Annotated in this window: 17 protein-coding genes; 10 read left to right on the forward strand and 7 right to left on the reverse strand. The window is 60.9% G+C overall.

The features are described 5' to 3' along the window. Positions 1 to 229 precede the first annotated feature (229 nt). The 3 genes from P3C18_RS10095 to P3C18_RS10105 form a co-directional block, all read right to left on the reverse strand. Positions 230 to 1,096: a hypothetical protein gene (locus P3C18_RS10095; RefSeq protein ID WP_275961729.1), complete on the reverse strand. Its 867-nt coding sequence runs from the start codon at positions 1,094 to 1,096 to the stop codon at positions 230 to 232. A gap of 99 nt (positions 1,097 to 1,195) precedes the next feature. Then, positions 1,196 to 1,537, reverse strand: coding sequence for an FKBP-type peptidyl-prolyl cis-trans isomerase (locus tag P3C18_RS10100; RefSeq protein WP_275961730.1), 342 nt, complete (start codon positions 1,535 to 1,537; stop codon positions 1,196 to 1,198). Positions 1,538 to 1,585: 48 nt separating this feature from the next. Next, the gene (locus P3C18_RS10105) at positions 1,586 to 2,098 is read right to left on the reverse strand and encodes a MarR family transcriptional regulator (RefSeq protein WP_275961731.1); all 513 of its coding nucleotides are present in this window, start codon (positions 2,096 to 2,098) and stop codon (positions 1,586 to 1,588) included. An 82-nt stretch (positions 2,099 to 2,180) separates the two neighbouring features. Here P3C18_RS10105 and P3C18_RS10110 point away from each other — a divergent pair, with 82 nt between their 5' ends. Then, a complete protein-coding gene (locus P3C18_RS10110) occupies positions 2,181 to 3,116 on the forward strand; it encodes a DMT family transporter (protein WP_275961732.1) in 936 nt (311 codons plus the stop codon). Between the two features lie 5 nt (positions 3,117 to 3,121). Continuing rightward, positions 3,122 to 4,132: a DUF4917 family protein gene (locus tag P3C18_RS10115; protein WP_275961733.1), complete on the forward strand. Its 1,011-nt coding sequence runs from the start codon at positions 3,122 to 3,124 to the stop codon at positions 4,130 to 4,132. Here the strand turns inward: P3C18_RS10115 and P3C18_RS10120 are convergent. The 3 genes from P3C18_RS10120 to P3C18_RS10130 all read right to left on the reverse strand — a co-directional run bounded on the left by P3C18_RS10120 (position 4,129) and on the right by P3C18_RS10130 (position 5,641). Further along, positions 4,129 to 4,431 (reverse strand): ribbon-helix-helix domain-containing protein, encoded by a 303-nt coding sequence (locus tag P3C18_RS10120; protein ID WP_170048216.1) that lies wholly within the window; start codon positions 4,429 to 4,431, stop codon positions 4,129 to 4,131. The two genes, P3C18_RS10115 and P3C18_RS10120, sit on opposite strands and share 4 nt — an antisense overlap. A 45-nt stretch (positions 4,432 to 4,476) precedes the next feature. Then, positions 4,477 to 5,058: a DJ-1/PfpI family protein gene (locus P3C18_RS10125; protein WP_160088776.1), complete on the reverse strand. Its 582-nt coding sequence runs from the start codon at positions 5,056 to 5,058 to the stop codon at positions 4,477 to 4,479. Between the two features lie 169 nt (positions 5,059 to 5,227). Continuing rightward, on the reverse strand, positions 5,228 to 5,641 hold the full coding sequence (locus P3C18_RS10130) for a hypothetical protein (RefSeq protein WP_275961734.1): 414 nt from the start codon (positions 5,639 to 5,641) through the stop codon (positions 5,228 to 5,230). A 354-nt stretch (positions 5,642 to 5,995) separates the two neighbouring features. On the opposite strand from P3C18_RS10130, the gene P3C18_RS10135 reads away from it, so the two are divergent. The 7 genes from P3C18_RS10135 to P3C18_RS10165 are packed head-to-tail and all read left to right on the forward strand — an operon-like array spanning position 5,996 to position 12,472. Continuing rightward, a complete protein-coding gene (locus P3C18_RS10135) occupies positions 5,996 to 6,685 on the forward strand; it encodes a thermostable hemolysin (protein ID WP_275961735.1) in 690 nt (229 codons plus the stop codon). Further along, complete coding sequence (locus P3C18_RS10140; RefSeq protein WP_275961736.1) at positions 6,669 to 8,129, forward strand: AMP-binding protein; 1,461 nt, start codon at positions 6,669 to 6,671, stop codon at positions 8,127 to 8,129. Before P3C18_RS10135 ends, P3C18_RS10140 begins: the two co-directional genes overlap by 17 nt. Continuing rightward, a complete protein-coding gene (locus P3C18_RS10145; protein WP_275961737.1) occupies positions 8,129 to 8,779 on the forward strand; it encodes an iron-containing redox enzyme family protein in 651 nt (216 codons plus the stop codon). Before P3C18_RS10140 ends, P3C18_RS10145 begins: the two co-directional genes overlap by 1 nt. A gap of 9 nt (positions 8,780 to 8,788) precedes the next feature. Next, entirely contained in the window at positions 8,789 to 9,580 is a 792-nt protein-coding gene (locus P3C18_RS10150) for an SDR family oxidoreductase (protein ID WP_275961738.1), read from the forward strand. A 12-nt stretch (positions 9,581 to 9,592) separates the two neighbouring features. Next, positions 9,593 to 10,243, forward strand: coding sequence for a hypothetical protein (locus P3C18_RS10155; protein WP_275961739.1), 651 nt, complete (start codon positions 9,593 to 9,595; stop codon positions 10,241 to 10,243). 44 nt (positions 10,244 to 10,287) lie between these two features. Further along, positions 10,288 to 10,944: a response regulator transcription factor gene (locus P3C18_RS10160; protein ID WP_275961740.1), complete on the forward strand. Its 657-nt coding sequence runs from the start codon at positions 10,288 to 10,290 to the stop codon at positions 10,942 to 10,944. Positions 10,945 to 10,957: 13 nt separating this feature from the next. Beyond that, on the forward strand, positions 10,958 to 12,472 hold the full coding sequence (locus tag P3C18_RS10165; protein ID WP_275962043.1) for an ATP-binding protein: 1,515 nt from the start codon (positions 10,958 to 10,960) through the stop codon (positions 12,470 to 12,472). A 41-nt stretch (positions 12,473 to 12,513) separates the two neighbouring features. Here the strand turns inward: P3C18_RS10165 and P3C18_RS10170 are convergent, their stop codons facing one another. Further along, positions 12,514 to 13,290, reverse strand: coding sequence for an FCD domain-containing protein (locus P3C18_RS10170; RefSeq protein ID WP_275961741.1), 777 nt, complete (start codon positions 13,288 to 13,290; stop codon positions 12,514 to 12,516). A 325-nt stretch (positions 13,291 to 13,615) separates the two neighbouring features. Between P3C18_RS10170 and P3C18_RS10175 the strand changes: the two genes are divergently transcribed. After that, complete coding sequence (locus P3C18_RS10175; protein WP_275961742.1) at positions 13,616 to 15,310, forward strand: L-lactate permease; 1,695 nt, start codon at positions 13,616 to 13,618, stop codon at positions 15,308 to 15,310. The last annotated feature ends 64 nt before the right edge of the window (positions 15,311 to 15,374 follow it).

Raw genomic sequence — 15,374 nt, forward strand, 5'->3', positions numbered from 1 at the left:
AAGGAAGCCACAGTAGCCTGGCCGTCGAGAGCAAGTTATTAGAAATACTGAAGGTAACGAGTTGCTTTCGGAACTCTCAACCGTTGGCCGCAGGAAGAAATCGGCCGATTTTGTTTAAAATCGGCCTCGATAAGCACGACTTAAAAGTTGTCGAATTGGATTTAAATATTCAAATCCGACAAAGACTCTTGGTTCAGATCTCACGTATATACGTACAGAAGAGGGTTTTTCATCGATGATTTTTGGGGAATTCAGGGTGGTTTGACTTTGGCCCTTTGTAGAATATTGAATCAATGCCTTGTCGCACTATTTTTGTCGCTGGAAACTCAGTAGTCATTATGTTGGTAGCGGTATTTAAAATATCAGCACAGCAAGCTACCGTAGCTCCAATATAGTCTTTGTCTTGTTGATTTTCTTCGCCTGAACCTCTGCCGTCTGGCTCGGAGCTTGTGAATAACATCGGCAGCATATGTGCATATTGCGATAGTAGATCCCAAGCTGCATTGAACTGGCCTCTATCTAAACCGGCCAATTCTAATATTTGGTCGCGATTCTGGACCATTAAGTACTTGCCTGATAGACATCCCTTTCTCACCTCTGTATCTAGAGCGAGAAACCAAGGATTAGAGTTGAGCCTTATTCGTAGCTCTTCAATCTCACTAGACCATTGGTCTGCGGCCTCTGTGGCCATAAGGTCGGCCATCATTTTGGCCCGCCTTACACGGTCATTGAGGTACAAAACCAAGAGTTTTGTTACCCATTCATCATTGCAGGATGGGGGAATTACGAGATAGCGAAATAGTAAATATCCCTCCATGATTGCCCTACTTTGACCAGCAGCGCAGGCAAAATCCCAGTTCTCGAAATCCGACGTAACCCAACGCGAACGCGGAACAGCACTGACCAAAGACACAGAATGTCTACAAATGCGCTTGTATATATGCACCGAATAACCGATATGCTTTGCCACATGATCAATCTTAATAGCCTGGCTAACTGCCATCGCTTCACACGTAGCCACGTCCATTTTCTTGAGTGACTGGCTATAGTCGCTTTCGGGGATTTCGCTTTGCTGATCGTGTAATCCGTTAACCATTTACAGCACTCACTATGTTTAACTTTTCCGTCAGTTTTCTTGCACCCTTGAAGGCATCTTAACAACGTATCAATTATTGGCCGAAAGCAACTCTATGCCCTACTCATCCCGCGTCAGCACTTCCAGCAGCTCAATCTCGAAGATCAAATTGGAGTGCGGTTTGATATGCGCGCCGAACTCGCGCTCGCCATAGCCCAGATGCGCGGGTACGAAGAGTTTGCGCTTGCCGCCGACTTTCATGCCCATCAGGCCCTGGTCCCAGCCCTTGATCACGCGGCCGGTGCCGATCACGCACTGGAAGGCTTTGCCGCGATCATAGGAGGAATCGAACTTGCTGCCATCTTCGAGAAATCCGTTGTACTGGGTGGTGATCAGAGCACCTTTGACCACCTCTTTGCCGTCACCCAGCTGAATATCTTCGATCACCAATTCGTTACTCATTAATCACCTCATCTTGCAGGCCTGCTCACGGCCGGGTTTGCAGAAAACTCACTCGCCAGTCGGTTCTAGCACCGTCAGCAACTCAGATAGCCGCGCTTCCAGTTGCGCCAGCTCGGTGGCGGCAATCGGCGCCAGCAGCCGCGCCTCGTTGGCCACATGCGCGGTTACCGCGCGATCGATCAGTTCCAGCCCAGCCGGGGTCAACTGCACCAGCATGCTGCGCGCATCGCTGGGGTTGGCTATACGACTGACCCAGCCTGCGGCTTCCAGTTGCTGCAGCTGCCGGGTCATGGTGCCGGAGGTGACCATCAGGGTCGAGAACAGGGTGGTCGGGGCCAGGCGGTAGGGCTCGCCGGAGCGGCGCAAGGTGGCCAGCACGTCAAATTCCCAGGAGGTCAGGCCAAAGCTGCTGAACAGTTTGTCCAGCTCGCGCCGTAGCAGCGATGCACAGCGGCCAAGGCGGCCGATCACACCCATCGGACTGACATCCAGGTCCGGTCGCTCGCGGTGCCACTGCTGAAGAATTGCATCGACCGCATCCATCTGTCGCTGGACTGCCATTGGCTTACCTCTGGAAATTTATCTTGAACCCAAGACAAGTTGCTATTAGCCTCGCATTTTATCTTGACCACGAGACAAATGCATGGACCGCTCAGCATCGCGTAGCTCCTGGCTGGATGTATTGATCACGGCTTTAGCGCCGGCCATCTGGGGCTCGACCTATATCGTCACCACCGAGATCCTGCCGCCGGACCGGCCGTTTACCGCCGCACTGCTGCGCGCCCTGCCCGCCGGCCTGCTGTTGGTGCTGTACAGCCGCTACCTGCCCCGGCGCAGCGAATGGCCGCGCCTGCTGGTACTGGCGGCGCTGAATATCGGCTTCTTCCAGGCGCTGCTGTTTGTCGCCGCGTACCGCTTGCCGGGCGGTTTGGCGGCGGTGGTTGGGGCGATTCAACCGCTGCTGGTGATGGGCCTGGTGTGGTCGATGGATCAGCAGCGGCCGGCCGCCGTTGCGGTCGCCGCCAGCGTGGTGGGTATCGCCGGGATGGCCGCCCTATTGCTCGCTCCGGGGGCCAGCTGGGACCCGATAGGCATTGCCGCCGCCTTTATCGGCACCGCCTGCATGGCCAGCGGCACGTACCTGACGCGGCGCTGGCGGCCGACTGTGCCGCTCCTGGCCTTTACCGGCTGGCAGTTGCTGATTGGCGGTCTGTTCCTGCTGCCGGTGGCCTGGCTGATCGACCCGCCACTGCCGCAACTAAGCCCGCTGCAGTGGCTGGGCTACGCCTACCTGTCTTTGTTCGGCGCGCTGCTGGCTTATGTGTTGTGGTTTCGCGGTATTGCTCGGCTGGCGCCGGTGGCTGTGTCGTCTCTGGGTTTGCTCAGCCCGCTGGTGGCGGTGCTGCTAGGCTGGGCATTGCTCGGGCAGAGCATTACCGGCGTAGCGCTGCTGGGGTTGATTGCGGTGCTGGGCAGCATCCTGGCAGTGCAATGGGCCGCAGCGGCGAAGCCGGCTGTTGCCGCGCCCCATGTTAAAGTCGCGCGCTGCACAACCACGACGACCCAAGGCGACAACTAGCGATTATGCAAACCCCGGCATTTACTGGCGAACTGGAAGACTGGAACACCCTGAACAGCAGCATCGGCTTCCCCGAGCTGCTGATCGGCAACGGCGCGAGCCTGGCGGTATGGCGTAAGTTCGCCTATTTCTCACTGTTCGATGAGGCCCAGACCACCCGTAATCGCCCGCTTAGCGCGACCGAACTCAGCGTGTTCCGCGCCCTGGATACCAGCAACTTCGAGCAGGTGCTCAGCGCGCTGAAGAACAGCATCCGGGTCAATGCCGCGCTGACCATCAACTCCTCGTCGCCGCGACATCGCTACTTCGCCATCAAGGAAGCGCTGATCCACGCCGTGCGCGCGGTGCATATCCCCTGGAGCCAGATGCAGGCCGCCAGCCTGGCGCGGATCAACAGCGCGCTTAGCCAATATCAGACGGTGTATTCCGGTAATTACGACCTGCTCAACTACTGGGCCGTTATGCAGGCCCCGGAAGCGTTTGAAGATATGTTCCGCGGCGCGGATTCAACCTTCGCCCCCGGCGACTGTCAGCGCCTGGGCAATGCCACGCGCATGCTTTACCTGCACGGCGGCATGCACCTGGTGAAGAATATCGACGGCAGTACGCGCATTCTCAATTCATCGGAAAGCACCCTGCTGGCTAGTTTCGCCATCAACCAGTTGGGCGATATTCCGCTGTTCGTCAATGAAGGCAGCAGCGCGGACAAGCTCAAGGCCATCCGCAGTTCTGACTACTTGTCGTACTGCTACAGCCAGCTGTCGCAGCCCAAGGACAGGCTGTGCATCTTCGGCCACAGCCTGGCGGCGCAGGACCAGCACCTGATCCTGGCCTTACAGCAAGCCGAACTGAAGACCCTGGCGATCTCGATCTACCCGCATAACCCGCTGTTTATCACCCAGCAGAAGCAGCACTACGCCAGCCTGTTCGCCGAGCAAAAGGTGGAGCTGCGCTTCTTCGATGCGCTCAGCCACCCGCTGGGTGACCCTGCGCTGCGCATTCCCACTGGCGTTTAACCCTGGATCGAACGCACCAGACTTAGCTCAGCCGGCGCACGACGCTGGCTAAGGTAACGGGTGCAACTAACACGCAGAAAAGACGCGAAATTCACCACCTCCCCGCGGTAGTCCATAACCTCGTCATACAGCTTGGTGATCAGCTGATTGGTGGTCATGCCATCGACTTCGGCGATCTCACGCAGGATGTCCCAAAACTGGTTTTCCAGACGCAGGGTGGTGACCACGCCTCGGATACGCAGCGAACGGGCGCGGGACTCGTAGAGAATCGGATCGGCTTTGACATACAGCTCGCACATGGCTGCTTACCTCCCTGAATGCGGGGCCTGGCTGGCCCCAGCAGTTTACAGCGTGATCTGCGTACCCAGCAGGCCGAGGAATGCCGCCAGCCAGTTGGGATGCGCCGGCCAGGCCGGAGCAGTGACCAGATTGCCCTGCACATGGGCCTGATCCACGGCGATATCGATATAGCGCCCGCCTGCAAGGGTGACTTCCGGGCCACAGGCCGGGTAAGCGCTGCACTCGCGGCCTTTAAGCACGCCAGCAGCAGCGAGCAATTGCGCACCATGGCAGACCGCTGCAATCGGTTTGCCGGCCTTATCGAAGGCCTGTACCAGCGCCAGCACCTGAGCATTCAGGCGTAGGTACTCCGGGGCGCGGCCACCGGGAATCAACAGGGCGTCGTAGTTTTCAGCTTTGACCTGGGCGAAATCGAAGTTGAGGGCGAAGTTGTGCCCTGGCTTTTCGCTGTAGGTCTGCTCGCCTTCAAAATCGTGGATGGCGGTGCGCACGCTCTGCCCTGCGGTCTTGTCCGGGCACACCGCGTGCACCTGATGACCGACCATCAGCAGTGCCTGAAACGGCACCATCACTTCGTAGTCTTCGACGTAGTCGCCGACCAGCATGAGAATCTTCTTCGCTGCCATGTGTCTGCTCCCTTCAATGAATTGAGAAGCACAGAGTGTTATCCCGATCCGCCCAGCGCGGGTAATAACCCGGTACTACAGGGCAAACGATGGATAGACGGTCAGCGAGGAAATGGAGACAGGCAGCATGTGACTGGGCTTCAGCAAGAAGCCCAGTGCGGTGGCTGGATTATTCCAGCACCTCTTCATCACGCAGCAGCACATAGGTGCAGCCGCTGTCGTCTTCCAGGTAGTCGTGCACGTAGAACATCACGACTTCACCCAGGCCAGGCTGGGCGGCTACGTAGTCGCCGATGTCCACGGTGAAATGGCCCTTGGAGCCCGGTTTGGCTTCGCACTCGATACGCGCATTGACGAACAGCTCAGGCGCGCTGTCGCCGAAATAGTCCTCGCGCTCCGCCGCATCCCAATCGGCCGGAGCCTCAAACGGGCCGCAGAACAGCACCTTGGCATCACCCAGATCCACTTCCTCGGCTTCCGGGTCCTGATCATCGGCGCGGTAGACCGTGCAGTCCTGCGCCTCAGGGTTTTCCAGGATGGCCAGACGGGCCGCCAGTTGTTGCTCAGTATCCATAGGGGGCATAACTATCTCCGAGCGTTTTGGCGTTTATGAGGGCGTCTACAAACTACTGCGCTCGGCCATGCTGCGTTGAAATCAGCCTCAAAATGCTCATGTACAACTCGTACACTGCGCTTTTTCGGCTGATTTCGCCTTGCCTGGCCTTCGCTCGCTACGTTTGTAACCACCCTCTAAGGTCAGGGCAAATAAAACCTGCAGTCATCCTGCAAGTAGGGCTTCGCAGGCTATGGGCTGATGCGGTTGCAGCGCAAGCAATGAAATGCTCGCGGAACAACGCACAAAAGAATTTGCGACTTAATTTGCCGTTAAGCCTGGACACCGAAACTCGCACCCAAGTTCTCAGATGAGGTTCCTGTTATGGAGCTGCCTTGGGTGTATCACGACACTGCACTTGCACAAATTGGCCGCGAGCAGCCGCTCAGTCTCTATCTGGCCAACGCCGCCAGCCCTCGCCGAGCGGGGATTGAAGCCTTTATCGGCGAGCGCTTTGCCGCTCAGCATCAGGCGCGTATCCGTCATTTCATGCCCTGCCTGCTCAGCCTGGAGGACCGCGACGGGCAACTGCTCGGCGCGGTGGGCCTACGCAGCGCCGCCAGTGGCCCGCTGTTTCTTGAGCGCTACCTGCAACAACCGGCCGAACAGGTGATTGGCGCGCAGCAGGTCGTCAATGCGCCGCAGCGCACACAACTGGTGGAGGTCGGCAACCTGGCGGCTGGCAGCCCAGGTGCAGCAAGGCTGCTGATCGTGGCTCTGACCGATCTGCTGGTGGCGCTGGGTTATCGCTGGGTGTGCTTCACCGGCACCCTGGCCCTGCTCAACAGCTTTCAGCGCCTGGGCCTGACGCCTTTGCCGCTGGGGCCGGCCAGCCCCGACTGCATGGGCGATGAACAGGCGGACTGGGGCAGCTACTACGACAACCAGCCGCAGGTGATGGCCGGCGATATCTACGCCGGCCATCAGCGCCTGCTGCAGCTGGGTGCTTACCCACGCCTGGCCCACCAAGCCTTTTATGCCTTGGAGGACATGCCTGATGTGGCCTGCCGCTGAATCATTGTTCAACCGTCTGGCCGCCCTCGGCGATGCCATGGCCCTGCGCGAAGGCGAGCGAGAACTGAGCTACGCCCAACTACTGAGCGAGGTCGCACAACGCAGCACGCAACTGCAGCAACTCGGCGCCCGGCGGGTTGCCCTGGCCCTGGATAACGGCATCGACTGGGTACTCTGGGACCTCGCCGCCCTGCATGCCGGGCTGGTCTGCGTGCCGCTGCCGGGGTTCTTCTCCGACAGCCAGCAGACGCATGTGCTGGACAGCGCCGGTATCGACTGCCTGATCAGCGCCCAGCCCCACTTCGGCTTCGCCCAGGCCACACCTGGCGTGCATCTGCGATCTGTAGTAAAGGCGCCCACCGTACATGCCGACACCTGCAAGATCACTTATACCTCCGGCACCACGGGGCAGCCTAAAGGCGTGTGCCTGGATATCGCCACGCAACTGGCCGTGGCGCAGAGCCTGGTGCAGGCCAGCGCCAGCTGCAAGGTCGAACGCCATCTGTGCGTACTGCCGCTGGCCACCCTTCTGGAGAATATCGCCGGGGTTTATGCACCCTTGTTGGCCGGGGCGCGGATCGAGCTGATGCCCATGGCGCAGATCGGCCTGCTGGGTGCCAGCCAGTTCGACCTGCCGGCTTTTCTCGGCGCCCTGGCCCAGGCACAGCCCAATAGCCTGATTCTGCTGCCGCAGTTGCTGCTGGCCCTGGTCAGCGCCGCCGAACGCGGCCTACAGGTGCCGAGCTGCCTGCGTTTTATCGCCGTCGGCGGTGGCCGCGTCGCCAGCCAGTTGCTGCAGCGCGCCGATGCTCTGGGGCTGCCGGTATTCGAGGGCTACGGCCTGTCGGAGTGCGCCTCGGTGGTGTGCCTGAACACCCCTGAAAGCCGCCGCATCGGCAGCGTCGGCCAGCCACTGCCACACCTGCAGGTGCGCCTGGGTACGGACGACGAAGTGCTGGTCAAAGGCCCGCGCTTGCTCGGCTATCTGGGCGAACCGTCCACCACCGAAGAATGGCTGGGTACCGGCGATCTGGGCCATTTCGACGGCAAATACCTTGTGCTGCACGGGCGCAAAAAGCACCAGTTCATCACCGCCTTCGGCCGCAACGTCAACCCGGAGTGGGTCGAGGCCGAGCTGGTGCAGCAACAGCAGATTGCCCAGGCCTGGCTGCACGGCGAAGCCCTGCCGGGCAACGTTGCCGTGCTGGTGCCGCGCTTCCCGACTACCAGCGACAGCCAACTGGCCGAAGCCGTGGCTACCGCCAACCAATCACTGCCCGACTACGCCCGCGTGCACCACTGGCTGCGCGCCGCGCAGCCTTTCAGCAGCGCCAACCAGCTGGCCACCAGCAACGGTCGCCTGCGCCGCACTGCCCTGCTCGACCACTACCAGCACGCCATCGAGCAATTGATGGCCAATGAATCCTGCTACGGAGATGCCTGATGAGCTTTTACGAAGCCCTGCTTGAACAAACCAGCGCTGAACGCAATTACCTGCTCAGTGCGCCGATCATTGCCCAGGCCATGGCCGGCACCGTCAGCCTGAACAGCTACGTGGCCTTTCTCACCGAGGCCTACCACCACGTTAAACACACCGTGCCCTTGCTGATGGCCTGCGGCGCACGCCTGCCGGAACGGATGGAGTGGTTGCGCGAGGCCATCGCCGAATATATCGACGAGGAGAAGGGCCACCAGGAATGGGTACTCAATGACATCGCCGCCTGCGGCGCGGATAAGGAGGCCGTGCGCAACGGCACGCCCAGGCTGCCCACCGAGCTGATGGTCAGCTACGTCTACGACCGCATCGCCCGACACAACCCGGTGAGTTTCTTCGGCATGGTCAATGTGCTGGAAGGCACCAGCATCGCCCTCGCCACCCAGGTTGCCGGGGTGATTCAGGACAAGCTGCAACTGCCGAACAAGGCCTTCAGCTACCTGAGTTCCCACGGCAGCCTGGACCTGGAACACATCGAATTCTTCAAAAAACTGATGAATCAGCTCGACAACGACGACAAAGCTGCCGTGGTGCACACCGCCAAAGTGGTCTACCGCCTGTATGGCGACATGTTCCGCAGCCTGCCGCTGAGTGCCTGAGGAAAGCCCATGAAAATTTCCGAATGCCGCGCCGTAATCACCGGCGCCAGTGGCGGAATCGGCCAGGCACTGGTCGCCGCCCTGCTCAACGAAGGTGCGCAACTGCTGCTGGTCAGCCGCCAGCCCGATGCCTTGCAGGCACTGGCCCAGGCCCACGCGGGTAAGGTCACGGTAGTGGCTGCCGATATCTGCCAACGCAGCGGCCGTGAGGCGGTGGTCGCTGCTGCGCAGCGCTTCGGCGGCATCAATACGCTGATCAATGCCGCCGGGGTCAATCACTTCGGCCTGCTGGAGCAGCATGACGAAAGCGCCATCGCCGAGCTGATCGCACTCAACGTCACCGCCACCCTGCAGCTGACCCACCGCCTGCTGCCGCTGCTGCGCCAGCAAAAGCGCGCGCTGCTGGTCAACCTCGGCTCGACCTTCGGCTCCATCGGTTACCCCGGTTTCAGCGCCTACTGCGCCAGCAAGTTCGCCCTGCGCGGTTTCTCCGAAGCGCTGCGCCGCGAGCTGGCCGACACCCAGATCAAGGTTCTCTACTTCGCTCCACGCGCCACCCGCACCAGCATGAACGCAGCCAACGTGGTGGCCATGAATGATGAGTTGAACGTCGCCATGGACGACCCGCACAGCGTGGCCCTGCAGCTGCTGGCGGCCATTCGCCGTGAGGAGGAAGAGCGCTACCTGGGCTGGCCGGAACAACTCTTTGTGCGCCTCAACAGCCTGCTGCCGCGCCTGGTCGACCAGGCCCTGCGCAAACAACTGCCGATTATCCAGCGCTTTGCCCGCAGCAAACCCTAAGAGGACACCCCGATGAAGCTTATCCGTACCGCCGCTTGCGCCCTGCTCTGCCTCTCCAGCCTGCCCAGCTTTGCCCTTAGCGAACAGGGCCAGGCCCAACTGCAAACCCTGCAGGACCGTTGGGCCGAGATCAATTACCAGCTGCCCAAGGAACAACGCGAAAAAGCCTTCGCCAGTCTCAGTGAACAGGCGCAAAAAGCCGTCGCCGCCGAGCCGAACGCCGCCGAACTGCAGATCTGGAACGGCATCATCCTCAGCACCTACGCCAGCGCCAAAGGCGGCCTGGGTGCCCTCGGTTTGGTCAAGGAGGCCAAGGCCAGCCTGGAGCAGGGCCTGGCCCTGGACCCCAAGGCGCTGTCCGGCTCGGCCTACACCAGCCTCGGCAGCCTCTACTACCAGGTACCCGGCTGGCCGGTCGGCTTTGGCGATGATGAGAAGGCCGAAGCCATGCTCAAGCAGGCCCTGGCGATCAACCCGGATGGCATCGACCCCAACTACTTCTATGGCGACTACCTGGCCCGCGCCAAACGCTTTGCGGAAGCCAAGGTAGCCCTGGAAAAAGCCCTGCAGGCACCACCACGACCTAATCGCCTGTCCGCAGACGCCGGCCGCAAAGAGGAAATCGCAGCATTACTCAGCAAGGTCAAAGCCGAGCTGGACTAATCTCGCCTACGCGAGCTTGAATAGAAAAAACCGGGAATCACTGCATGCGCATTCTGCTGGTCGAAGACGACAAAGCCCTTGGCGAAGGTATTCGCACCGCCCTCAAGCCCGAGGGTTACACCGTCGACTGGGTGCAGGATGGCAGCAGTGCGCTGCATGCCCTGAGCAGCGAGAGCTTCGAGCTGGCGATTCTCGACCTTGGCCTGCCGCGCATGGACGGTTTGCAGGTGCTCAAGCACCTGCGCGCCGCCGCCAACCCGGTGCCGGTGCTGGTGCTGACCGCCCGCGACTCCACCAGCGACCGTATCGCCGGGCTGGATGCCGGGGCCGATGATTACCTGATCAAACCCTTCGATGTCGCCGAACTCAAGGCGCGCATGCGCGCCCTGCTGCGGCGCAGCTTCAACCGCCCGCAACCGGCGCTGGAATACCGCGGCATCAGCCTCGACCCCGCCAGCCAGGCCGTCAGCTATCAAGGCCAGGCGGTCAATCTGCCACGCAAGGAATTCCTTTTGCTGCACGAACTGCTCGCCCAGCCGGGCCGGGTGATGACCCGCGACAAGCTGCAACAGGCACTCTATGGCTGGGACGAAGAGCTGGAAAGCAACGCCCTGGAAGTGCATGTGCACCATCTGCGCAAAAAATTCTTTCCCGAGCTGATCCGCACCGTGCGCGGCGTCGGCTACCTGGTGGATAAATAACAYGCCGAAGGTGCTGCGCTCGATCCGCGCGCGTTTGCTGGTATTGCTGCTGACTTTGTTGAGCGTTTCCCTGGGGCTGATCAGCCACAAGATTTACCGCGATGCCAGCCATGAAGTGGAAGAGCTGTTCGACGCCCAGCTGGCGCAGACCTCGCGCATGCTCATGGGCCTGGTACGTCACGAGCTGTCCGCCGATTCGCGCCGCGATTTGCAGGCGGCACTGGACGAAGCCCTGCTGCTGAAAAACAGTCCGCGCAACCTCGACGGCCTACTGGGACACGATTACGAGAGCAAGCTGGCCTTCCAGATGCTCGATGACAACGGCGAGCTGGTATTCCAGTCCGCAAGCGCGCCCAAAGGCCTGCTGATGGAGATGATTGCCCAGCTCGGCCTTAACCTGCCGGCCGGCGAGCAACCACTGAGCGAACGCCTCAACCGCTTGGCCAAATACCTTAGCGGTTACCACACCATGACCCTCGGCGAACACCGCTGGCGGGTGTTTGTGCTGCACGACAACGTCGACCATCACTGGGTACTGGTGGGTGAGCGCGAAGACGTGCGCGGCGAGCTGTCCGGCAAGATTGCCCGGCGCACCCTGCAACCGCTGCTGATTGGCCTGCCGCTACTGGCCCTGCTGCTCTGGCTGGCCGTAGGTTTTGGTTTGCGCCCGCTGCAGCGCATGGCCGAATCAATCAAGGCCCGCGCACCGGATAACCTCGCGCCGCTGACCTTCGGCCCGCTGCCGCAGGAACTGGAGCCGATGGGCGCCTCGCTCAACCGCCTGCTGATGCAGGTCAACCAGTTGCTCGATCAGGAAAAGCGCTTTATTGCCGACGCCGCCCATGAACTGCGCACGCCATTGGCGGTGCTGCGCATCCACGCGCAGAACGCCCTGGAAGCTCCCGATCCGCAAGACCGCAACGATGCCCTGCGACAGCTCGGCACAGGCGTCGAACGCGCCACCCGGGTAGTGGCGCAGCTGCTAACCCTGGCGCGACTGGACCCCAACGTGGTGCAACTGGCCATGGGCGAACTGGACCTGCTCGGGTTTGTGCGCAACGAGCTGGCGGAGTTGATTCCACTGGCGTTGGAGCGTCATCAGGAGCTCAATCTGGAGGCCATTGAACCGGCCGATTATCAGCTGCTCGCCGATGGCCCGAGCCTGGGAACGCTGCTGCAGAACCTGATCAGCAATGCCGTGCAGTACACCCCCGATGGCGGGCGCATTCAGGTACAGCTGGAGGCTCAGGCAGATGCCATCGTGCTGCGCGTGCAGGACAGCGGCCCTGGCGTGGATGAAGCGCAGCGGGAAAAACTCTTCGAGCGTTTCTATCGACTTGGCGACGGTCAGGGCGCCGGGCTGGGCCTGTCCATCGTGCTAAGGGTGGTGGAACTGCACCGCGCCACTATCGAACTGGGCGAATCGCCCCTCGGTGGGCTGGACGTCTGCGTGCGCTTGCCGAGAAGCCAAGCACTCCGTAGAAGCCAGCTTGCTGTGGTCCAGCATGCTGGCGATCCTGTGGCCTGATCGCCACCATGCTGGCTCCTACAACACTCGCTGCGTACCCATTAGCGCGGTGAAGGGCCACCCCGGCGCAGGGCGCGCTCTTCACGGCGCGCCTGCTGCTGCACTTCGGCCAGCACTTCCTGCACATAGTCGATATGCCGGTTGGACAGCGCGCGGGCGTCTTCGGCGCGGCCTTCGATAATCGCCTGATAAAGCATGCGGTGCTGTTCGATCAGCATGTCGCGGGTTTCATCACGCTGGGCGTACATACCGCCGATATTGGTCACCACGTTGCGCTTGAGCAGGTCGAACAGCCCGCGAATGGTGTGCAGCAATACGGCGTTGTGGCTAGCTTCAGCAATCGCCAGGTGGAAGTTGGCATCGGCCGCGCCCTCTTCGGCGCGGGTCACCTTGCCGCTGCGGCTGTAGCAATCTTGAAGTGCGGCGAAGGCATCGCTTAGGCGCTGGCGATCCAGTTCGGTGGCGCGCTGCGCGGCATAAAACGCGCAAGAGCCTTCCAGGGTGTGGCGAAACTCAAGCAGATCGCGCTGAGCTTCGGGGTTGCTTTCCAACAGGTGCAGCAGCGGGTCACTGAAAGTCGAGCCGAGGGTTTCCGCCACATAGTTGCCGCCGCCATGCCGACTGACCAGCAGGCCCTTGGCTGCCAGCTTCTGAATCGCTTCACGCAGCGATGGCCGGGATACGCCGAACTGCTCGGCCAGCACCCGCTCCGCCGGCAAGCGTTCGCCGGCCTTGAGCGTGCCTTCGAGGATCATGGTTTCCAGTTGGCTGACGATATCGTCCGACAAACGGCGCTGCCGCACCGAACCTACTTCCATCATCCGCACTCCACTGGTTTGACCACCTGCAATGGGCCTTTGCGGCCCGTTGCCGGCAAGCCTATCGCCGCCTCCTCAGCCCCGCAAGGTGAAGCCTTACTACCAAAGTCGTAAGGCAGCTAATTGACAGGCTGGAGCCCGCACTTTTACCCTGACCGCGCAGCCCTGTAAATTGGTATTACCAATTAACCAAACAAGAACAATTCCAAGAATCCAACGAGGTCTCCCTATGCCGGCTCTATTGCTTATATCCGCCGCAGCGCTACAGCCCGACGCGCACCTGCATTCACCCATGCGCATTGCGCAGCGTTAAGGAGAGACCACCATGTCGACAGGTCTTCTTGCTCTACTGGCTTTTTCCCCGATCCTGCTGGCCGCCGTTTTGCTGATCGGCCTGCGCTGGCCGGCCAAACATGCGATGCCCCTGGTTTACCTGCTCACCGCTGGTGTCGCACTGTTTGCCTGGGACATGAGCTTCAATCGCTTACTCGCCTCCACCTTGCAGGGGTTGCTGATCACCCTGGGCCTGCTGTGGATCATCTTCGGCGCGATTCTGCTGCTTAACACCCTCAAGCATTCCGGCGGCATCACGGCGATTCGCGCAGGCTTTGCCACCATCAGCCCGGACCGGCGCATTCAGGCGATCATCATCGCCTGGCTGTTCGGCTGCTTTATCGAGGGCGCGTCTGGCTTCGGCACACCCGCCGCTATCGCGGCACCATTGCTGGTGGCCATCGGCTTCCCGGCCATGGCTGCAGTGATGCTCGGCATGCTGGTGCAGAGCACACCAGTATCCTTCGGCGCGGTGGGTACACCGATCATCGTCGGGGTCAACACCGGCCTGGATTCGGCCACCATCGGCGCGCAGCTGGCTGAACAGGGTTCATCCTGGGCGCAATTCCTGCAGTTGATCACCAGTGAAGTGGCGATCATCCACGCCATTGTCGGCACCGTGATGCCGCTGGTGATGGTGCTGATGCTGACGCGTTTCTTCGGCACCGAGAAAAGCTGGAAAGCTGGTTTTGAAGTGCTGCCATTTGCGATCTTCGCCGGCCTGGCGTTCACCATTCCTTACGCCTTGACCGGCGTGTTCCTCGGCCCGGAATTTCCATCGCTGGGTGGCGGTTTGATTGGCCTGGCGATTGTCACCAGCGCCGCGCGCATGGGCTTTCTGCTGCCAAAAACCACCTGGGATTTCGCCCCGGCGGATAAATGGCCAACCGAGTGGCTGGGCACCGTGGAGATGAAACTCGACCAGATAACCGCCAAGCCAATGAGCGCCCTGCGCGCCTGGCTGCCCTATGTGCTGGTGGGTGTGCTGCTGGTGATCAGCCGGGTATTCCCCGAGGTCAGCACTGCATTGAAGGCAGTGATGCTGAACTTCCCTGACCTACTCGGCGAAACCGGTATCGGCGCCAACTTCCAACCGCTGTACCTGCCGGGCGGGATTCTGGTGACCGTGGTCATCGCCACCTTCTTCTTCCACGGTATGAAGCTGCGTGACCTCGGTTCGGCGGTCAAGGAATCCTCGGGCGTGCTGCTGAGCGCCGGCTTTGTGCTGCTGTTTACCGTGCCTATGGTGCGCATCCTGATCAACTCCGGGGTTAACGCCGCCGAGCTGTCGAGCATGCCGATCCTGATGGCGCGCTGGGTGGCCGATAGCGTGGGCGGCATCTACCCGCTGCTGGCGCCTAGCGTGGGTGCCCTGGGCGCCTTTATTGCCGGCTCCAACACCGTCAGCAATATGATGTTCAGCCAGTTCCAGTTCGGCGTGGCCAGCAGCCTGGGTATTTCCAGCGCCCTGATAGTCGCGGTACAGGCGATTGGCGCCGCGGCGGGCAACATGGTGGCGATCCACAACGTGGTCGCCGCTTCGGCCACGGTTGGCCTACTGGGCCGCGAAGGCAGCATCCTGCGCAAGACCGTCTGGCCTACCCTGTACTACGTGCTGTTTACCGGCCTGATCGCATTATTCGCGGTGTACGTGCTGGGCGTCAGCGACCCGTTGATGGCGAGCTGATACACGCCTGAATGCGCGCCGCTAGGGCGGCGCGCATTGGCGTTTTGCTACAAACCCTTTTTCC

The sequence above is a fragment of the Pseudomonas sp. 1928-m genome (assembly GCF_029269135.1).
Classification (GTDB): Bacteria; Pseudomonadota; Gammaproteobacteria; order Pseudomonadales; family Pseudomonadaceae; genus Aquipseudomonas.